Origin of the sequence: Halomonas sp. BMC6, from assembly GCF_964204995.1 — a bacterium.
Taxonomy (GTDB): domain Bacteria; phylum Pseudomonadota; class Gammaproteobacteria; order Pseudomonadales; family Halomonadaceae; genus Vreelandella.
In genome coordinates, this window is record NZ_CAXNSH010000001.1 from 934,401 (window position 1) to 949,308 (window position 14,908).

Genomic DNA, 14,908 nt, shown 5'->3' on the forward strand with positions numbered 1-14,908 from the left:
GGCATGATGTCGTCCACGTGATGTTTTGTAGTGACTGCTGATAGGACAACAAGAACCGCCATGTGGCTGCCTGTTTCTCTTAATCGTCCGCTGGTTTGGGTGGCGCTCATGGCGCTGCCTGCATGTGTATGGATTCCCGATACTGCGCTGCGCATGGTGGCCGCCAGCCTGGTGGCGTTGGGGTTGTGGGACGCTTGGCACCAGGTGCGTCAACAGCGCTTGCGTTTGAAGCTTGCCCAAGACGCCATGGGGCTCGCAGGGGATGCCATGGTCATCAGCGATGTGCAGAACCGTGTGTTGGCCGTCAATCCCGCCTTTACCGACATTACCGGCTACGAGAGCCAGGAGATGGTCGGCCGCAAGCTCGAAACCCTGGCCGCACAGCGTCACGACAAAGCCTTCTACCAAAGTTTCTGGAGCACCCTGAAAGCCACCGGGCGGTGGGAAGGGGAGATGTGGAACCGTCGTAAACATGGCGACGAGTACCCAGAGTGGCTCAAGGTTCGCGCGGTGACCGACAAACGCGGCAAGATCACCCACTTCATCAGCCTGTTCACCGATATTTCCGCGCAAAAAGCCCGCGAGCGCGACCTGCGCCGCATCGGCTACGAAGACCCCCTGACCGGCCTGCCTAACCGACGCCGCCTGCACGATTTGATGTCCTCACGGCTTCGTCACTTGCGTGCCGGCGAGAGTCTGGACATGGCGCTGATCGACATCGATGGTCTGAAATCGGTCAACGACAGCTTGGGCGTCGAGCAGGGCGACCGTCTGTTGGCGCGCTTTGCTCAGCGGCTTACCAGCTACATGGCGGGCAGCGTCGTCGGCCGCCTGGGGGGTGATGAGTTCTTGGTGATTCGCACCACTACCTTCGATGATCATGATCAGTGGATCATGACCCTGCGTGACCACATGTGCAGTCCGTTCGAGATCAACGATCAGTCGCTGCGTTTAGGATTGACCATCGGTAGCTGTCGCGCCCCCGAGGATGGCCGCGATTCCGGCGTGCTGTTCCAGCGGCTGGAGTCCGCGCTGTACAGTGCCAAACGATTGGGTCGCAACCATAGCCAGCGCTTTCGCCCAGCGCTGGATAAGCAGGATAACCCCCAGCTTGCGCTGGTCAGTGACCTGCGCGCCGCACTGATCTCCGGTGACCAGCTAGAGCTTCACTACCAGACCCAGCACCATCCTGGCAGCGGTGAGCTGATGGGCATGGAGGCACTGCTGCGCTGGCGCCACCCCCAAGATGGTATGGTTTCACCGGGCGAGTTCATTCCACTGGCGGAGCGCCATGGCCTGATGGCCGAGCTGGGCAGTTGGGTGATCGAGAAAGCATGCGCTCAACAGGCGCACTGGCAAAACAGCGGTATGCCCAAGGTGACCGTGTGGATCAATATCTCCGCGCTACAGCTCTTTCAGGGCGATCTGGAAACCCAGCTGGCGACCTGCCTGGAGCGCTATCAGCTCAAACCGTCACAAATTGGTCTGGAGCTGACCGAATCGGTGCTGCTGGATGAGCGGGCCGGTGATATGGGGCCGCGCCTGCAGGCGCTCCGAGAGCTTGGTTACGCCATTGCCATCGACGATTTCGGCACCGGCTACTCATCGTTAGGTTACTTGAAGCGGCTGCCGGTGGATAAGATCAAGCTGGACCGTGCCTTCATTCGCGAGCTTCCCAACGACCAGGCGGATGCGGCGATCGTAACGGCGGTCTTGGCCATGGCCGAGGGGATGGGGTTGGAAGTCGTCGCGGAGGGCGTCGAAACGCAAGCCCAGTGCCAGTTCCTGGTCAACGCGGGCTGTACGCTGGTGCAGGGATTCTACTTTGCCAAGCCGTTACCCGCTGCTGAGCTAGAGCAGCGCTGGTCGCCCGTCGCACTGGCAGAAGGTGCCCACTAACGCGTCGTGATGACTCGCCCAGCGTAACGGCAAATACCCAGACAGAGCGCTGCCCAGATGACTGCCTGCACGGGCAGTAGCCACGGCGCCAAACTCACGTTGGCCAACGCTGCCCCACCCAGGTAAGAGAGCGGGCCGCTGATGGCACCGCAGGCAGCGGCGACGAGCGGATAGCGCCACAGCCAGGCCAACGAGTGAAACACCAGCGTGGCGAACAGCGGCCACAGCATCCACAGCCATAGGGGCAGCAGGCCCGCGACGAGCGCCTGGTCACCAAAATCGAAACCGCCCGCCAAGTGCAGCCCGCCGTCCAGCACCAGCCCTAGCAGGGCAAACAAGCCGATGAAGCGCCATTCGCCGGGTCTGGCCCAGTGCCAAAAGTGCCAGCCCAGCAGCGCCACCCCCGTGGCCGCAGCGACCCACGAGCCACCCAGCACGCACAGCGTCCAGCCTGCCTCGAAGCGCAGCGCGTTGAACAGCAACGCGCGCACGGGCCATGGGGAGGGCGATGCCATTTACAGGGCTCCCGTCAGCGGTACCGGTTTTGCAGCAGGCTTTGCCAGCAGTAGGTGGCAGGTGCCAATGGAGCGCTCGATGAAGCCTCCCTCGCAGTAGCACAGATAGTAGCGCCACATGCGGATAAAGCGCTCGTCGTAGCCTTGGCTGCGGACCTGATCGAGGCTCGCCTCGAAACGGTGCCGCCACTCCCGCAGCGTCCGTGCGTAGTGCTGACCGATCTCATCGAGCGCCACCACGTTGAGGGACGTTTTGCGCATCACGCCAGACAGCATGGCGTGGTGGGAGGGCAAAAAGCCGCCGGGGAAGATGTAGCGTTTGATGAAGTCCATGTCGCGCTTGGCTTCTTCGAAGCGCTGGTCGCGAATGGTGATCGCTTGCAGCATCGCCTGACCATCGTCGGTCAGCAGACTATCGACCTTTTCGAGATACGTGTTGAGGTACTGGTGCCCCACGGCCTCGATCATTTCCACCGAGATCAAGCGGTCAAAGCGCCCGGTGAGTTCCCGATAATCCTGCTTTAGCAGCGTAATCTTGTCTTCCAGGCCCTCTTCTTTGATGCGCTGGGCCGTATGTGCATGCTGCTCCTCGGAAATCGTCGTGGTGGTCACCCGGCAGCCGCGTGTCTTGGCGGCATGAATGGCCAGCCCGCCCCAGCCCGTGCCGATCTCCAGCAAATGATGCTCGGGACGAACGTCCAACTTCTCGAGCATGATGTCGAGTTTGTAGGTCGAGGCCTCTTCCAAACTGGCTTCCGGGTAGGGGAAGACGGCGCTGGAGTACATCCAGTGGCGTTTATCCAGGAACGTTGCAAAGAGGTCGTTACCAATGTCGTAATGGGCGGCGATATTGCGCTTGGAACCGGACAGGCTGTTGCGCTGGAAGCGGTAAGCCAGGCCCAGCAACCAGCGGGTGAAACGGGCGCTGCCGTTCTCCATCTTGCCATTGACGTGCTCTAGGTTGGCCGCAAACAGGCGCACCAAGGCCACCAAGTCATCGGCATCCCAGTCGCCATCCATGTAGGATTCCGCAGCGCCCACGGTGCCGCCAAAGGCGAGCCGCTTCCAGGCGCGAGAGTGGCGAATCACCACGGTGACCTGCAGCGGGCCTTCTTGGCCCAGGTGATGGCACTGGTTGCCTTCGATCAGCGTGATACGTCCGCCGCGAAACGCGTCCAACTGGGCCAGCAAACGAGGCTTTAACCAGCGGGTAAAGCGATCTTGGCGGGCGGGCTGACTACTGGGAGGTGTGGTACGCAGGGTGGTCACTTTGAAGTCTCCTTGCGCTTAGGGTGGTTATAAACGGGGACGCGCTTGAGCCACAGGCGAAGCGCTTCAAAATGGATTCCCGCGACCGTTTTCAGACTCATCCAAGGGTGCTTGGCGAGGGTGGCCAGCAGCACGCCGCGCGTAGCGGGGGCTGCGTCGAGCGTGAGCGTGGCGTCGAAATGGCGCTGCTCGTGCTGCCAGTTTTCCATATGTAGATAGAGCTGATCGCCGGGCGCATTGAATTTCCAGCGATAGGTCATCTCCATGGGATTGAAGGGGGAGACGTGCATGGCTTTGGCAAAGCTTGCCTGATGCGCGTGGCGGTCGGTCTCGACATGGCAGGCGTAACAGGTGCGCTCGCGCCAGGGCATGTTGGTGACCTCGCCGAGCACCGCTGCCAAGCGGCCATGTTCGTCGTAGGCATAGTAAACGGTGATGGGATTGAACATCGTGCCGAGCGTACGCAGCTGGGTCAGCATGCAAATGCGCCCGTTAGGGGCGCTGCCAAGCTGGCGCGTCAACTCCTCCCGCACGGCAGTGCGCAGCGGGCGATCCGTGGGGGCCAGATAATCCTCGCGGCGAAAACGTGCCAACGCCGGGCGTCGTGCGCTAAACCCCGGCACGCCGTCGAAGAGCGTGGGGAGCTCGTCGAGATCGAGCCACGCCATCCACACCTGATAGCTAAACGTATGCGTCTTGGGCGTAAAGCGGCGGTGGCGGAGCGTACCGCGATAGATGCGCGAGCGCGGCGCAGCAATCATCCCAACCCCTCCCCAACGCTGTTGGGCATCAACTCATGGGCGGGCAGCGCCGTCGGCGTGGTGGGCGGCTCGGCGGCTTCGTCACAGCCCAGCGCCTGTGCCACGCGCAGCGCGCTCCAGACGCCGTCTTCATGAAAGCCGTTGCGCCAGTAAGCGCCGCAGAAGTGGGTGCGCCGCGCCACCGATGAGATCTCATCGTGGCGCATTTGGGCGGCCTGGCCCGCCAGCGTGAACTGTGGGTGTGCATAGACATAGCGGCCCAGCACCTTGGCCGGGTCGATGCTGTCGGAGTCGTTCAGCGTGACGCAAAACGTCGTGTCTGCCTCTAAGCGCTGCAGGATATTCATGTTGTAGGTCACCGATACCCGCTCATCGGCACCGCGACCATCCAGCCGATAATTCCAGCTTGCCCACGCGCGTTGGCGGCGGGGCAGCAGGGAGGTGTCGGTGTGCAGCACCACCTCGTTGTCCTGGTAGGGCATTGCGCTCAGGATCTCGCGCTCGGCAGCCGAGGCATCCCCTAACATGGCCAGGGCTTGGTCGGCGTGGCACGCCAATACGACCTGGTCGAAACGTTCGCTGCCCTGGGCCGTGGTCACCACGACGCCCGTGTCGCTTCGGGTAATGTGGGTCACCGGGGTATTGAGGCGGATGCGCGACGCATAGGGCGCGGTCAAGCTGGGTATATAGCGTTTGGAGCCGCCCACGAGGGTGTACCACTGGGGACGGTGGTTCACCGACAGCAGCCCGTGGTTGCGGAAAAAGCGTACGAAAAACGTCAGCGGGAAAGCGCGCAGGTCACCAATGCTCGCCGACCAAATAGCGGCCCCCATGGGCAGCAAGTAACGACGCTGAAACGCTTCGCCGTAGCCGTGTTGGTCCAGGTACGCGCCCAACGTCATGTCTGCGGGCAGTCGTTTGCTTTCCAGATCGGCGGTGGCCTGCTTGTTGAAGCGCAAGATGTCGCGCAGCAGACGATAGAACGAAGGGTTGAGCAGGTTGCGGCGCTGGGCGAAAAGCGATGCCAACGTGTGGCCGTTGTACTCGAAATCGACGTCCGTTTCATGCACCGAGAAACTCATCTCGGTGGCTTGGCTGGGCACGCCAAGGGTAGCCAATAGGCGTTGGAAGTGGGGGTAGGTCCAGTCATTGAAGACGATGAAGCCGGTATCGATGGCGTACGGGACGCCGTTGACCTCAACGTCCATGGTGGCCGTATGGCCCCCTAGTCGACTATCGGCTTCGAACAGGGTCACCTCGTGCTGTGAGGAGAGGTACCACCCGGCAGCCATCCCGCTGATGCCGCTGCCAATAACCGCGATGCGCTGTGACGCTGTGACGCTCATGGAGACTCCTTGGTTTGCCGCGTCATGCGCAGGCCGATCCACCGCCGCAGGGCGGGGGGTAAAATTCCCAAACATTTGACGATATAGGTAAACCGCCGTGGAAAATGAATATCCAGGCGGCCTTTGGCCAGCCCGGCAATGATCGCCTTCGCAGCTTCGTCGGCGGTAACCTGCATGGGCATGGGAAAATCGTTGCGGTCGGTGAGTGGCGTTTTGACGAAGCCAGGATGAATCAAGCTCACGTCGATGCCCTCCTGGTGCAGGTCGAGTCGCAGAGACTCCAAGAAGTAGCTGACCGCTGCTTTCGACGCGCCATACGCCTCCGCGCGGGGTAGCGGCAGGTAGGCCGACGCGCTCGAGGTGGCGGCCAAGCGGGCGGGCTTGCCTTCCTTACGAGCGGCACGCAGCAGCGGTAGAGCGGCGTCGACGCCGTACAGCGTGCCAAATAGGTTCGGAGTGAAGACCCGCTCGACGAGTGCCATATCGAAGTGGCGTGCATCGAGGTATTCGCAGGTGCCCGCATTGAACAACGCAACGTCCAACGCGCCGAGCCACTCGCGAATCTGCTCACCCGCAGCGAGGACGGCTTGATGGTCGCTAACATCCAGCGGCAACGGGTAGGCGTTGTCATGGCCATCGCACAGTTTGTGCAGCGCCTCTTCATTACGAGCGCTCAAGACGACGCGATGGCCTTGCTCGATCAGCTGCTTGGCCAGCGCTTCACCAATGCCGGACGTCGCGCCGGTTAACCAGATGCGTTGGGGCGTTTTCCATGTGCTCATCCTGCTCTCCTGTAGCGGCCTGTTAGCACGCAGCCTGCGTGCAGATCAACGAGGTCACACGATTCAACCAAGGCGCTGCTTTAACCAGCGTATGACACGCCCCATGACGGGAAGGTGCTCGTAGAGCATGGCCCCGGCGTCGAAATAGTCGCGGTGACGCGCCACTTTTCCGTCGTCAGCAAACGTGAGCGCGCTGCAGCCCTCCACGCTTACCGGCTTGCCGCGGGCCAAGCGGGGGTGAACGAACTCCATGGTCCACGTTACGAAGGCTTGGTTTCCCTGCTGTTGCTGCGTGTGAAAAGTGAAATGGCAGCGCTCAACGTTCTCGTACATGGTGGCGAAGTAGCGCTCCAGCGCCTCGCGACCTTCAATGTGATGTAGCGGATCGTTGAAAACAACCTCCTCAGTATATACCTCGTATAGTTTTTCTGTACAGGTGTTGTCTAGTTTATTGAAGAAGGCGCAAAAGTTGGCCAAAGCTGTGTCGTTGGTCATCACACACTCCTTACAAGCGGTAAGACGGCATGGAAGAGGAAAGGTGCGTCGTTAAGGAGCATAGCGGCGCAGTGCCGCTATGGGGAGAGGCGTCAGGCGCGTTACTTGGAGAGCGCTTTGAAAGCGTCGAGCGCCCGTTGGCGCGCCGCTTTATGGTCGACGATGGGCGCCGGGTAGTCGATGGGGTTGAGCATGTCGTGAGGCGGCGCATGGCGCGCTTTGGCTGGCAGCGATGCGAGCTCGGGCAGCCACTGGGCGATGAAGTCGCCATTGGGGTCGAAGCGGGTCGATTGGGTCGTCGGGTTGAAAATGCGGAAGTACGGCGCCGCATCGGTCCCCGTCGAGGCGGCCCACTGCCAGCCACCGTTATTGGCGCAAAACTCGCCATCGACCAAGTGGCGCATGAAAAAGGCTTCGCCACGTCGCCAGTCGATCAGCAGGTGCTTGCTCAGGAACATCGCCGTAATCATGCGCAGACGATTGTGCATCCAGCCGGTCGACACGAGCTGGCGCATGGCGGCATCCACGATAGGGTAGCCGGTGCGACCCTCGCACCAAGCGGCAAACCCATCGTCGTCATCGCGCCATTGGAGCTGCTGGGTGTGCTCTTGAAACGGTTGATAGCGACATACTTGGGGAAAGCCGACCGCGACGTGCTGATAAAACTCCCGCCAGACCAGCTCGTTCACCCAGGCCGTCAAGCCAGCATCGCCGTCGGCCAGGTGCCCACCGTTTTCGCTCATGACCGCTTGCAGGCACTGGCGGTGAGAGATCATCCCCAGTGCCAAATAGGGTGACAGCTCGCTGGTGCCCCGTACCTTGGGGAAATCGCGCTGCTCTTTGTAGTGCCGCCCGCGAAAACGCAGAAAGCGCTCCAAGTTGTCGCTGGCGGCATTCTCACCTGCGGGCCACTGGCGGCCATCCAGCGGCGCGTCGTCGAGCGCAGGCAGTGACGGAAGCGCGTCGCTTGGGATGTCGAGGGGCGACTGCGCCTTAGGCGTGTCACGCAGGGCAAGCTGCTCTGCCGTTACCTGTTTGTGCCACGCTTTCGAAAAGGGCGTAAACACCCCGTAGTAATCGCCTTTGCCGGTCAGCAAGCTGCCTGGGGCAAAGGCAACGGCGTCGTGGTGCCCTTGAGCGCCTATCTCTGCCTGCTGAAAGGCGTCCAGCACCGCCTGATCGCGGCGCTGTTCGTTCAGCGGATACTCGTAGTTGAAGTGAAGCTGTTTGACGCCGTAGTCCCGGGCAATCTCCAGCAACGCTTGAGGAGCGTCGTCGTAGCGCTCGATATCGCGGTGCAGCAGCGGGATGTTCAAGCCATTGAGCGACGCCTTGAGCGCGCTAACGCCGCGCGCCCAAAAATCGAGTTTGTTGGCGCCGTGACCGTGGTCGCGCCACTGCTCAATGCTGCGCAAAAAAACCGCCACGACCGGCCCTTTGGCGGCCGCGGCGGCCAGTGCGGAATTGTCATGAATACGAAGGTCGCTGCGGAACCAAACAAGCTGCAAGCTCATGCAAACTCCTTAAGTGGGCCGGTTGGCCTACGCTCACAGAATGCCGGATTCCCGCAGCAGCGGGCGCAAACGGGCAATCGCTTGGGGAAGGTCGTCACCCAACATGTGAACGGCACCGTCTCGGAGGTCGTTCTCGCGTAGCCGAGCGACTTCGCCGCAAACGCCGATAGGCACGCCCAGGGCGTCGGCCGCTTTGGGTAAATCGACCCGAATATATTGATCGCTCTCTCGCTGGCCGCTGGAGAGCAACACCATCGACGAGTGCAGGCGAGACACCGCTTGCGGCAAATCGTCGAGGGACAGCGAGTGGTCAAAGAGCTGCACGCGGTAACCCTGTTCGCTGGCCATGAGCGCACACATCAGCACCCACAGCGGGCCTGGATCGTCGGGCATGGCGCTGAGTAGGATCAGCGGGCCACGGGTCGCTTGGTTCGCGTAGTGCAAACGAATGCCGACTTGGCTACGTAAAAAAGCTTCGAACGTACGACGTACCAGGTCATCTGGCTGCGCGGCCCATTTGGCTTCCAGGGTCAGTATGACGGGCTGCCAAAGTTCGTTGATCGCCACGCTCAGCGGGTAGAGCGCCAAGCTCTGATGATACAGCGCTTCCAGCTTGGGCAGGTCGACGGCTTCGATCACCGCCTGCAGCTGTTGGCGCTGGCTGGCCCAGTCACCGGCGTTGGGAGCGGGGGTCTCGACCGTTTCGGGCTGATCGAGCAGGTCGGCCACTTGGCTGACCGGCACGCCGCGGTTGAGCCACTGCAAAATACGCTCGATACGGCTGATGTCGTCCTGGGCGTAGAGTCGGTGGCCCTTGGGCGTGCGCTGCGGGCGAATCAATCCGTAGCGTCGCTCCCAGGCGCGCAGGGTGACCGAGTTCACACCCGTTAAGCGGGAAACTTCCCGAATCGGATAGAGCGGGGTATCGGGTGGGTGGGTCGCCTTGTTGCTCATGGGCGCCATTGCCTCTTGGTTGCCTGCAGCGAGCGCTGCAGGGGTCTGTCAATAATTGCGATGACCGCGTTGTTGCGCCAGCTCGGCGCCAGGTCACGTAGTCGTATAGCGCGTCGTCGAAGAGCACCTAATCGGTTAGATAGGATCACGCTATTATAGGCACCTTTGTACAACTTGTAGCCACTGGGTACAACCTTTGCTGTGTCCAGGTAAGTGCATCACTGCCTTGGCTGACATTAGACCGACCGGCCTAATAACGCCTCTCCCAGCTCATCGCCAGAGAGCCAGGCATCCTCGACTCGGCTGCCGCGAAAGCTGTCGCCGCACAGCGCTAAACCGCACTTGCTGTATAAGAACGACTGGCTTCCCGCCGAGGCGGGTTGGGCATAGCGCCATCGGTGGGCGCCTAGCTCCACGAGGGGGGGAAGCGCGGTGTCGGGGGGCAGCGTCGTGATGAAGGCCTCCCATAACTGCTGCGCCGCGGCTTCCGGCGTCTCCTCGATATGCGCGTCGCTCCAGTCGAGCTGGGCCAGCAGGCTCAAACTTTCCGGCTGATGCTCTCTCCCCGGCTTGGTGTGATTACGAGACACCAAGCGTAGCGCTGGATGCTGGACATGTAGACTCTGCCAATCGGCATCGACGCCCGGCGGGGGCGGTAGAGGAGCATCGACGATCGCCCATGCCGTCCAGCAGCCCCGCTGTGGTCGTGCATCGCAGGCGTCGGACAGCATCAGTTCCCAGTCGGCCAGCAGCGCTTTTGCTTGAGGGGGTGGGGCGCTGATCACCACACGGTCGAACGTCCCGTACTGGTGGTCGTTGGCATCGCGAAGCTGCCACCCTTGGGGCGTGCTCTCTAGTGCTGTAATGGTCGTTTCCAATAAGAGCGCCGCATGGGGAAAAGCGTTAAGCCCATCGGCGAGGTGGCGGGTAATCGCGCTCATGCGCGGTGCTCCACAGTAGCGCACTTGGCCGTCATCGTGTGTTTGCCAGCCGGATGCACTAGCCTGATAGCTGTGTACTGGCCACATAGCGACACAGCCAGCGGCTTGCCACTCGGCAACTTTGCTCGCAAAGCGTGCATCGCGAACGGTAAAGGCCTGAGCGCCTAAATCGAGCGTGGCAGAGGGGCGCTGTTTACTCGACATTCGCCCGCCAGGACCGCGTGCTTTATCAAATAGCTGAACATTGACACCCTGCTGTGCCAGTCGATGAGCGCAGGCTAACCCGGATAGCCCGGCACCAATAATCGCCACGCGTTGCGCGGCCGCAGAAGAGAAGGTCTCGTTCGCCGGTTCAGCCATACATCCTCACGGTATCAGCAGTGCTTGTCTAAATTGATTGTAGCAGTTGTGTATAAATATCGTACAATTAAACAGGTTGCAATGTGTACGAGCGGTCGAGTGGATCGTGTCGCCACCGCCGTCGGCGGATTCTCGTGCACACCACGTTTAACGGCAAAGGAGTGACACCATGCGGGTATTGATCACCGGGGGCAGCGGCTTCGTAGGCCAGCGGCTCTGTCAACAGCTCATCGCCCAGGGGCATGAGGTTCAGGTGGTGTCTCGAACGCCCCAAAAGGTGCGCAGCAGGCTGCCCAAGGCGTGCGACATCCGCGACAGCGCGCAAGCCTTCGTGGATACGCCGCCGGACGCGCTGGTGAACTTGGCTGGAGAATCCATCGCGGCAAAGCGCTGGAGCGCCGAGCAGAAAGAGCGGCTGATCCGTTCACGGGTCGAGAGTACTCAGCAGCTCATCGCCCTGTGTGAGCAGCTCGCGGCCAACGGCCAGCCGCTGCCGAGCGTGATGGTGAGCGGTTCGGCGATGGGCTATTACGGCGATCAGGGGGACAAGGTGGTGGATGAGTCCACACCTCCCCATGACGAGTTCGCCCATCGGCTGTGCGCGCAGTGGGAAGCGGCGGCCAAGCCCGTGGAGGCCATGGGCATCCGGCTAGCCATTCTACGCATTGGGTTAGTGCTCGAGGCGGGCGGTGGCACGCTGCAAAAAATGCTACCACCGTTCAAGTTAGGTGTAGGCGGGCGGTTTGGCGATGGCACCCAGTTCATGCCCTGGATTCATCGGGACGACTTGGTGGCGGCGATCATCTACTTGATCAACCAGCCGGCACTCTCTGGAGCATTCAACGGCAGTGCTCCGCATCCGGTGACCAACGCGGAATTCACTCAGACGCTGGCCAAGCAGTTGCATCGTCCGGCCATGTTTCCGGTGCCCGCGTTCGTGCTGAAAGCGGGCTTTGGGGAGATGTCGCAGCTGCTGTTGACCGGGGCAGACATGCGCCCCGAGCGGCTACGCGAAGCGGGCTTCGAGTTCCAGTACCCAACGCTTTCGAAAGCGCTGGCGGCCATCCTCTAGCCGCCAGTGGCGAGCGTTAGTTCGCGTTGGGATCGACAGTGATGATCACCCGCACCGAGTCGAGTCGCAGGCGGGTGTTTTCGATGGCGCTGCTCAGTGCCTGACGCTCCTGTGTCAGCGCTTCCAGCTCTTCGCTGCGCACCGCCGGATTATGCTCCGCTAGCGCCGTCAGGCGGGCCAGCTCGGCGTCCAGCTGGGCGCGCATGCGAGTTTCTGCGGCTTCCACGATACTCGGCAGTTCACGCTCGGCTTCGCCTTCCCCTTGGGTGAGCAGTTCACGAAGCTGATCGTGGCGGCTCTTGATCAAATCCCGCGCCAGCGATTTATTCACCTTCTGCAGGTTTTTGCCCAACCCGGTGAAGGAGATCTTGCTGGTCAGGTTAGCGCCCGATTCATCCAGCAGTACGCGTACGGCGGTGGGCGGCAAGAAGCGGTTCAGGTGCAGCGATTTGGGGGCCGGGCAGTGGGTGCGAAACACCAGTTCGGCCATCAAACGCCCGCTGGGAATCGCCGGGTGGCGTAGCAGCGCCAGCGCGGTATTGCCCATGGTACCATCGAGGACCCGGCCCATCATTTCGCGCACCAGCGGATGCTCCCAGGAGAGTCGCTGTACGTCATCCCGCGCCAGTGCCTGGGCGCGACTGTAAGTGGCAGAGAAGCCCTCTTCGCCTTTGACCAACCCGGGCAGGCCATCCAGCATGTGCTGACTGGGCTGAAGGTGCAGCAGACCGTTGCCGATCTCCTGGCTGTCGACGCCGAAGATATCCAGCGCGCGCTCCACATAGCGAGGCAGCGCCGGATCCTCGTCCAGCTCGCGCACGGCATCGATCACCTGCTGCGCTCGCCCGGGGCGGCAGGCGTTGAGTTCCAGCAGGCGGTTGCGGCCCGCGTCCCGTTCGGCGAGCTTGGCGGTGAACATCTCCCGAGTCTCTTCGATGATCTCGTCGAGCATCTCATCGTCGAGCAGCGCATCGGCCAAGGCATCGCCAAAGGCGTCGAACAGGTCGCTGCCAATGCCGTGAGGCGCGCTAAAGGCGTCCATGCCCTCGTGGTACCAGCGCATCAGACGCTCGCCGGGGCTGCCGGTGAAGTTGGGCACATGCAGCTCGATGGCGTGGCGCTGGCCGATCCGGTCCAGACGGCCGATGCGCTGTTCAAGCTGGTCGGGATGTTGCGGCATGTCGAACATCACCAGATGGCGGCAGAACTGGAAGTTACGCCCTTCGGAGCCAATCTCAGAACACACCAAGACCTGGCAGCCATCCTCTTCATTGGCAAATGCGGCGGCGGCTCGGTCGCGCTCGACGAGCGACAGCCCTTCGTGGAAGACCGGCGCGTGGTAGCCGCCTAATACCCGTAAGCCCTCGGCGAGCCCTTCCGCCGTTTCACGGTGGTGGGCAATGACCAGTACTTTGTCGTTGGCAAAGCCCGTCTCGCTGTCGTCGCTGAGCTTTTCGAGCAGCCAGTTGACGCGTGGGTCGATATGCCACCAGGACTCGGTATTCAACGGGTCGTTGCTGAGCTCCCGGTACATGGCATCCGGGTAGATCAGCACGTCCGGGTGGTCCATGCCGGTTTCGATCAGCAGCTCGTCCAGGTAGTCGTCGTCGCGCTCCAGGCGGCGCAACACGCGGCGGTAAGCCGACGGCAGCTCCAGCTCGGCCAGGTGCAGGCGGCGCTCAGGGAAGCCGCCCACATGGCGGCGGCTGTTGCGGAACATCACGCGGCCGGTGCCATGGCGGTCGAGCAACGCGTCGCGCAGCTGGGCGCGGGCGGCGTCCTGCTGCTCGGGGCTTGCCTCTGGATGGCACAGCGTGGCGAGCAGCGCTTGGCTATCCCGGTCGTCGGCTACGGCGGCGACGCGTTCACGGGCGCTCGCGGTCTGGGGCAGTTCCTCGAGAGCATCGATGGCCTCGGCCACCGCCACGTAGTGCTGCTCCTCCTCTTTGAAGCGCTCGATATCGTGGTAGCGCTCGGCATCTAGCAGGCGCAGGCGGGCGAAGTGGCTCTCCAGCCCCATCTGCTCCGGCGTGGCGGTGAGCAGCAGCAGGCCGGGAATCTCGGCGGCGAGCTGCTCCACGCACTGGTAGCCGGGGCCACTCTTCTCCGGGCTCCAATCCAGGTGATGCGCTTCATCGACGATCAGCAGATCGAAGCGGCTGGCCAGGGCTTGGTCCTGGCGATGAATGTTGGCGAACAGCCAGCCTTGGCTGGCCAGCACGAGCTGGGCGCTCTCGAACGGGTTGGCGCTGCCGTGGGCTTGGCTCTGGTGCTCATCCAGTAGGGTGACGTTCAGCGAGAAGCGGCGCAGCAGCTCCACCAGCCACTGGTGGGTCAGGCTGTCGGGAACCAGAATCAGCGCGCGCTCTACCCGGCCTGCCAGCAGCAGACGATGCAGAATCAGACCTGCCTCGATGGTTTTACCCAGGCCTACCTCATCGGCCAGCAGAACCCGCGGCGCATGGCGCCCGGCGACTTCGTCAGCGATGTAGAGCTGATGGGGAATCAGATCGATACGCGGCCCGGCGAAGCCCAGCGCGCTGTGCTGCTCGATGCGCTGAAAGTGGTGCAGCGTACGAAAGCGCAGATCGAACCAGTCGTTGCGGTCGACTTGACCGGTGAGCAGGCGGTCGCGGGCTTGATCGAACTGCATGGTGTCGGCCAGCTTGGCCTCGGGCAGCTCGCGCAGGTTGCCGTCGCTGTCTTCGCCGATGTAGGTGATCAGGCCACGGCTCTCTTTGCTGTCATCGACGATCATCTGCCAACCATCGGCAGAGAGGACGCGGTCGCCGCTGCCGAACATCACACGGGTGAGCGGCGCTTGGCGGGTGTTGTAGGTGCGGGTTTCCTGGCTGGCACTGAACAAGATGGTAACGCTACGGGCGTCGCAGTTAAGCACGGTGCCGAGTCCAAGCTCGGCCTCGCCGTCGCTAATCCAGCGCTGGCCGGGAGAAAAATCGCTCATGATGCCTCGAGGAAGTCGTCAAAATCGGGTCGTAC

12 protein-coding genes are annotated in these 14,908 nt (G+C 62.1%); 2 read left to right on the forward strand and 10 right to left on the reverse strand.

Annotated features, from left to right (window positions below; translation table 11 throughout):
* Positions 1 to 60: 60 nt before the first annotated feature.
* Positions 61 to 1,899, forward strand: coding sequence for a bifunctional diguanylate cyclase/phosphodiesterase (locus AB6K10_RS04405; RefSeq protein WP_159340634.1), 1,839 nt, complete (start codon positions 61 to 63; stop codon positions 1,897 to 1,899).
* Here AB6K10_RS04405 and AB6K10_RS04410 read toward each other — a convergent pair.
* The 9 genes from AB6K10_RS04410 to AB6K10_RS04450 form a co-directional block, all read right to left on the reverse strand.
* Positions 1,896 to 2,414, reverse strand: a complete 519-nt coding sequence (locus AB6K10_RS04410) for a DUF2878 family protein (RefSeq protein WP_339118069.1) — start codon at positions 2,412 to 2,414, stop codon at positions 1,896 to 1,898. The genes AB6K10_RS04405 and AB6K10_RS04410 overlap by 4 nt on opposite strands.
* A complete protein-coding gene (locus tag AB6K10_RS04415) occupies positions 2,415 to 3,683 on the reverse strand; it encodes a cyclopropane-fatty-acyl-phospholipid synthase family protein (protein ID WP_159340636.1) in 1,269 nt (422 codons plus the stop codon).
* Entirely contained in the window at positions 3,680 to 4,444 is a 765-nt protein-coding gene (locus AB6K10_RS04420) for a DUF1365 domain-containing protein (RefSeq protein ID WP_253019283.1), read from the reverse strand. The genes AB6K10_RS04415 and AB6K10_RS04420 overlap by 4 nt, the downstream gene beginning before the upstream one ends.
* On the reverse strand, positions 4,441 to 5,790 hold the full coding sequence (locus AB6K10_RS04425; protein ID WP_305947942.1) for an NAD(P)/FAD-dependent oxidoreductase: 1,350 nt from the start codon (positions 5,788 to 5,790) through the stop codon (positions 4,441 to 4,443). Before AB6K10_RS04425 ends, AB6K10_RS04420 begins: the two co-directional genes overlap by 4 nt.
* The gene (locus AB6K10_RS04430) at positions 5,787 to 6,572 is read right to left on the reverse strand and encodes an SDR family oxidoreductase (protein WP_159340639.1); all 786 of its coding nucleotides are present in this window, start codon (positions 6,570 to 6,572) and stop codon (positions 5,787 to 5,789) included. The genes AB6K10_RS04425 and AB6K10_RS04430 overlap by 4 nt, the downstream gene beginning before the upstream one ends.
* A gap of 63 nt (positions 6,573 to 6,635) precedes the next feature.
* Positions 6,636 to 7,067 carry a nuclear transport factor 2 family protein gene (locus AB6K10_RS04435; protein WP_253019291.1) on the reverse strand — a complete coding sequence of 144 codons (432 nt, stop codon included), beginning with the start codon at positions 7,065 to 7,067 and terminating at the stop codon, positions 6,636 to 6,638.
* A gap of 101 nt (positions 7,068 to 7,168) precedes the next feature.
* Positions 7,169 to 8,581, reverse strand: coding sequence for a deoxyribodipyrimidine photo-lyase (gene phrB / locus AB6K10_RS04440; protein WP_339118070.1), 1,413 nt, complete (start codon positions 8,579 to 8,581; stop codon positions 7,169 to 7,171).
* Positions 8,582 to 8,614: 33 nt separating this feature from the next.
* Entirely contained in the window at positions 8,615 to 9,535 is a 921-nt protein-coding gene (locus tag AB6K10_RS04445) for a MerR family transcriptional regulator (protein WP_174788514.1), read from the reverse strand.
* Between the two features lie 236 nt (positions 9,536 to 9,771).
* Positions 9,772 to 10,836 carry an FAD-dependent oxidoreductase gene (locus tag AB6K10_RS04450; protein WP_339118071.1) on the reverse strand — a complete coding sequence of 355 codons (1,065 nt, stop codon included), beginning with the start codon at positions 10,834 to 10,836 and terminating at the stop codon, positions 9,772 to 9,774.
* Positions 10,837 to 11,005: 169 nt separating this feature from the next.
* Here AB6K10_RS04450 and AB6K10_RS04455 point away from each other — a divergent pair, with 169 nt between their 5' ends.
* Positions 11,006 to 11,908, forward strand: a complete 903-nt coding sequence (locus tag AB6K10_RS04455; RefSeq protein WP_339118072.1) for a TIGR01777 family oxidoreductase — start codon at positions 11,006 to 11,008, stop codon at positions 11,906 to 11,908.
* Positions 11,909 to 11,924: 16 nt separating this feature from the next.
* Here AB6K10_RS04455 and rapA read toward each other — a convergent pair whose 3' ends face one another.
* A complete protein-coding gene (gene rapA / locus AB6K10_RS04460; protein WP_339118073.1) occupies positions 11,925 to 14,873 on the reverse strand; it encodes an RNA polymerase-associated protein RapA in 2,949 nt (982 codons plus the stop codon).
* Between the last annotated feature and the right edge of the window lie 35 nt (positions 14,874 to 14,908).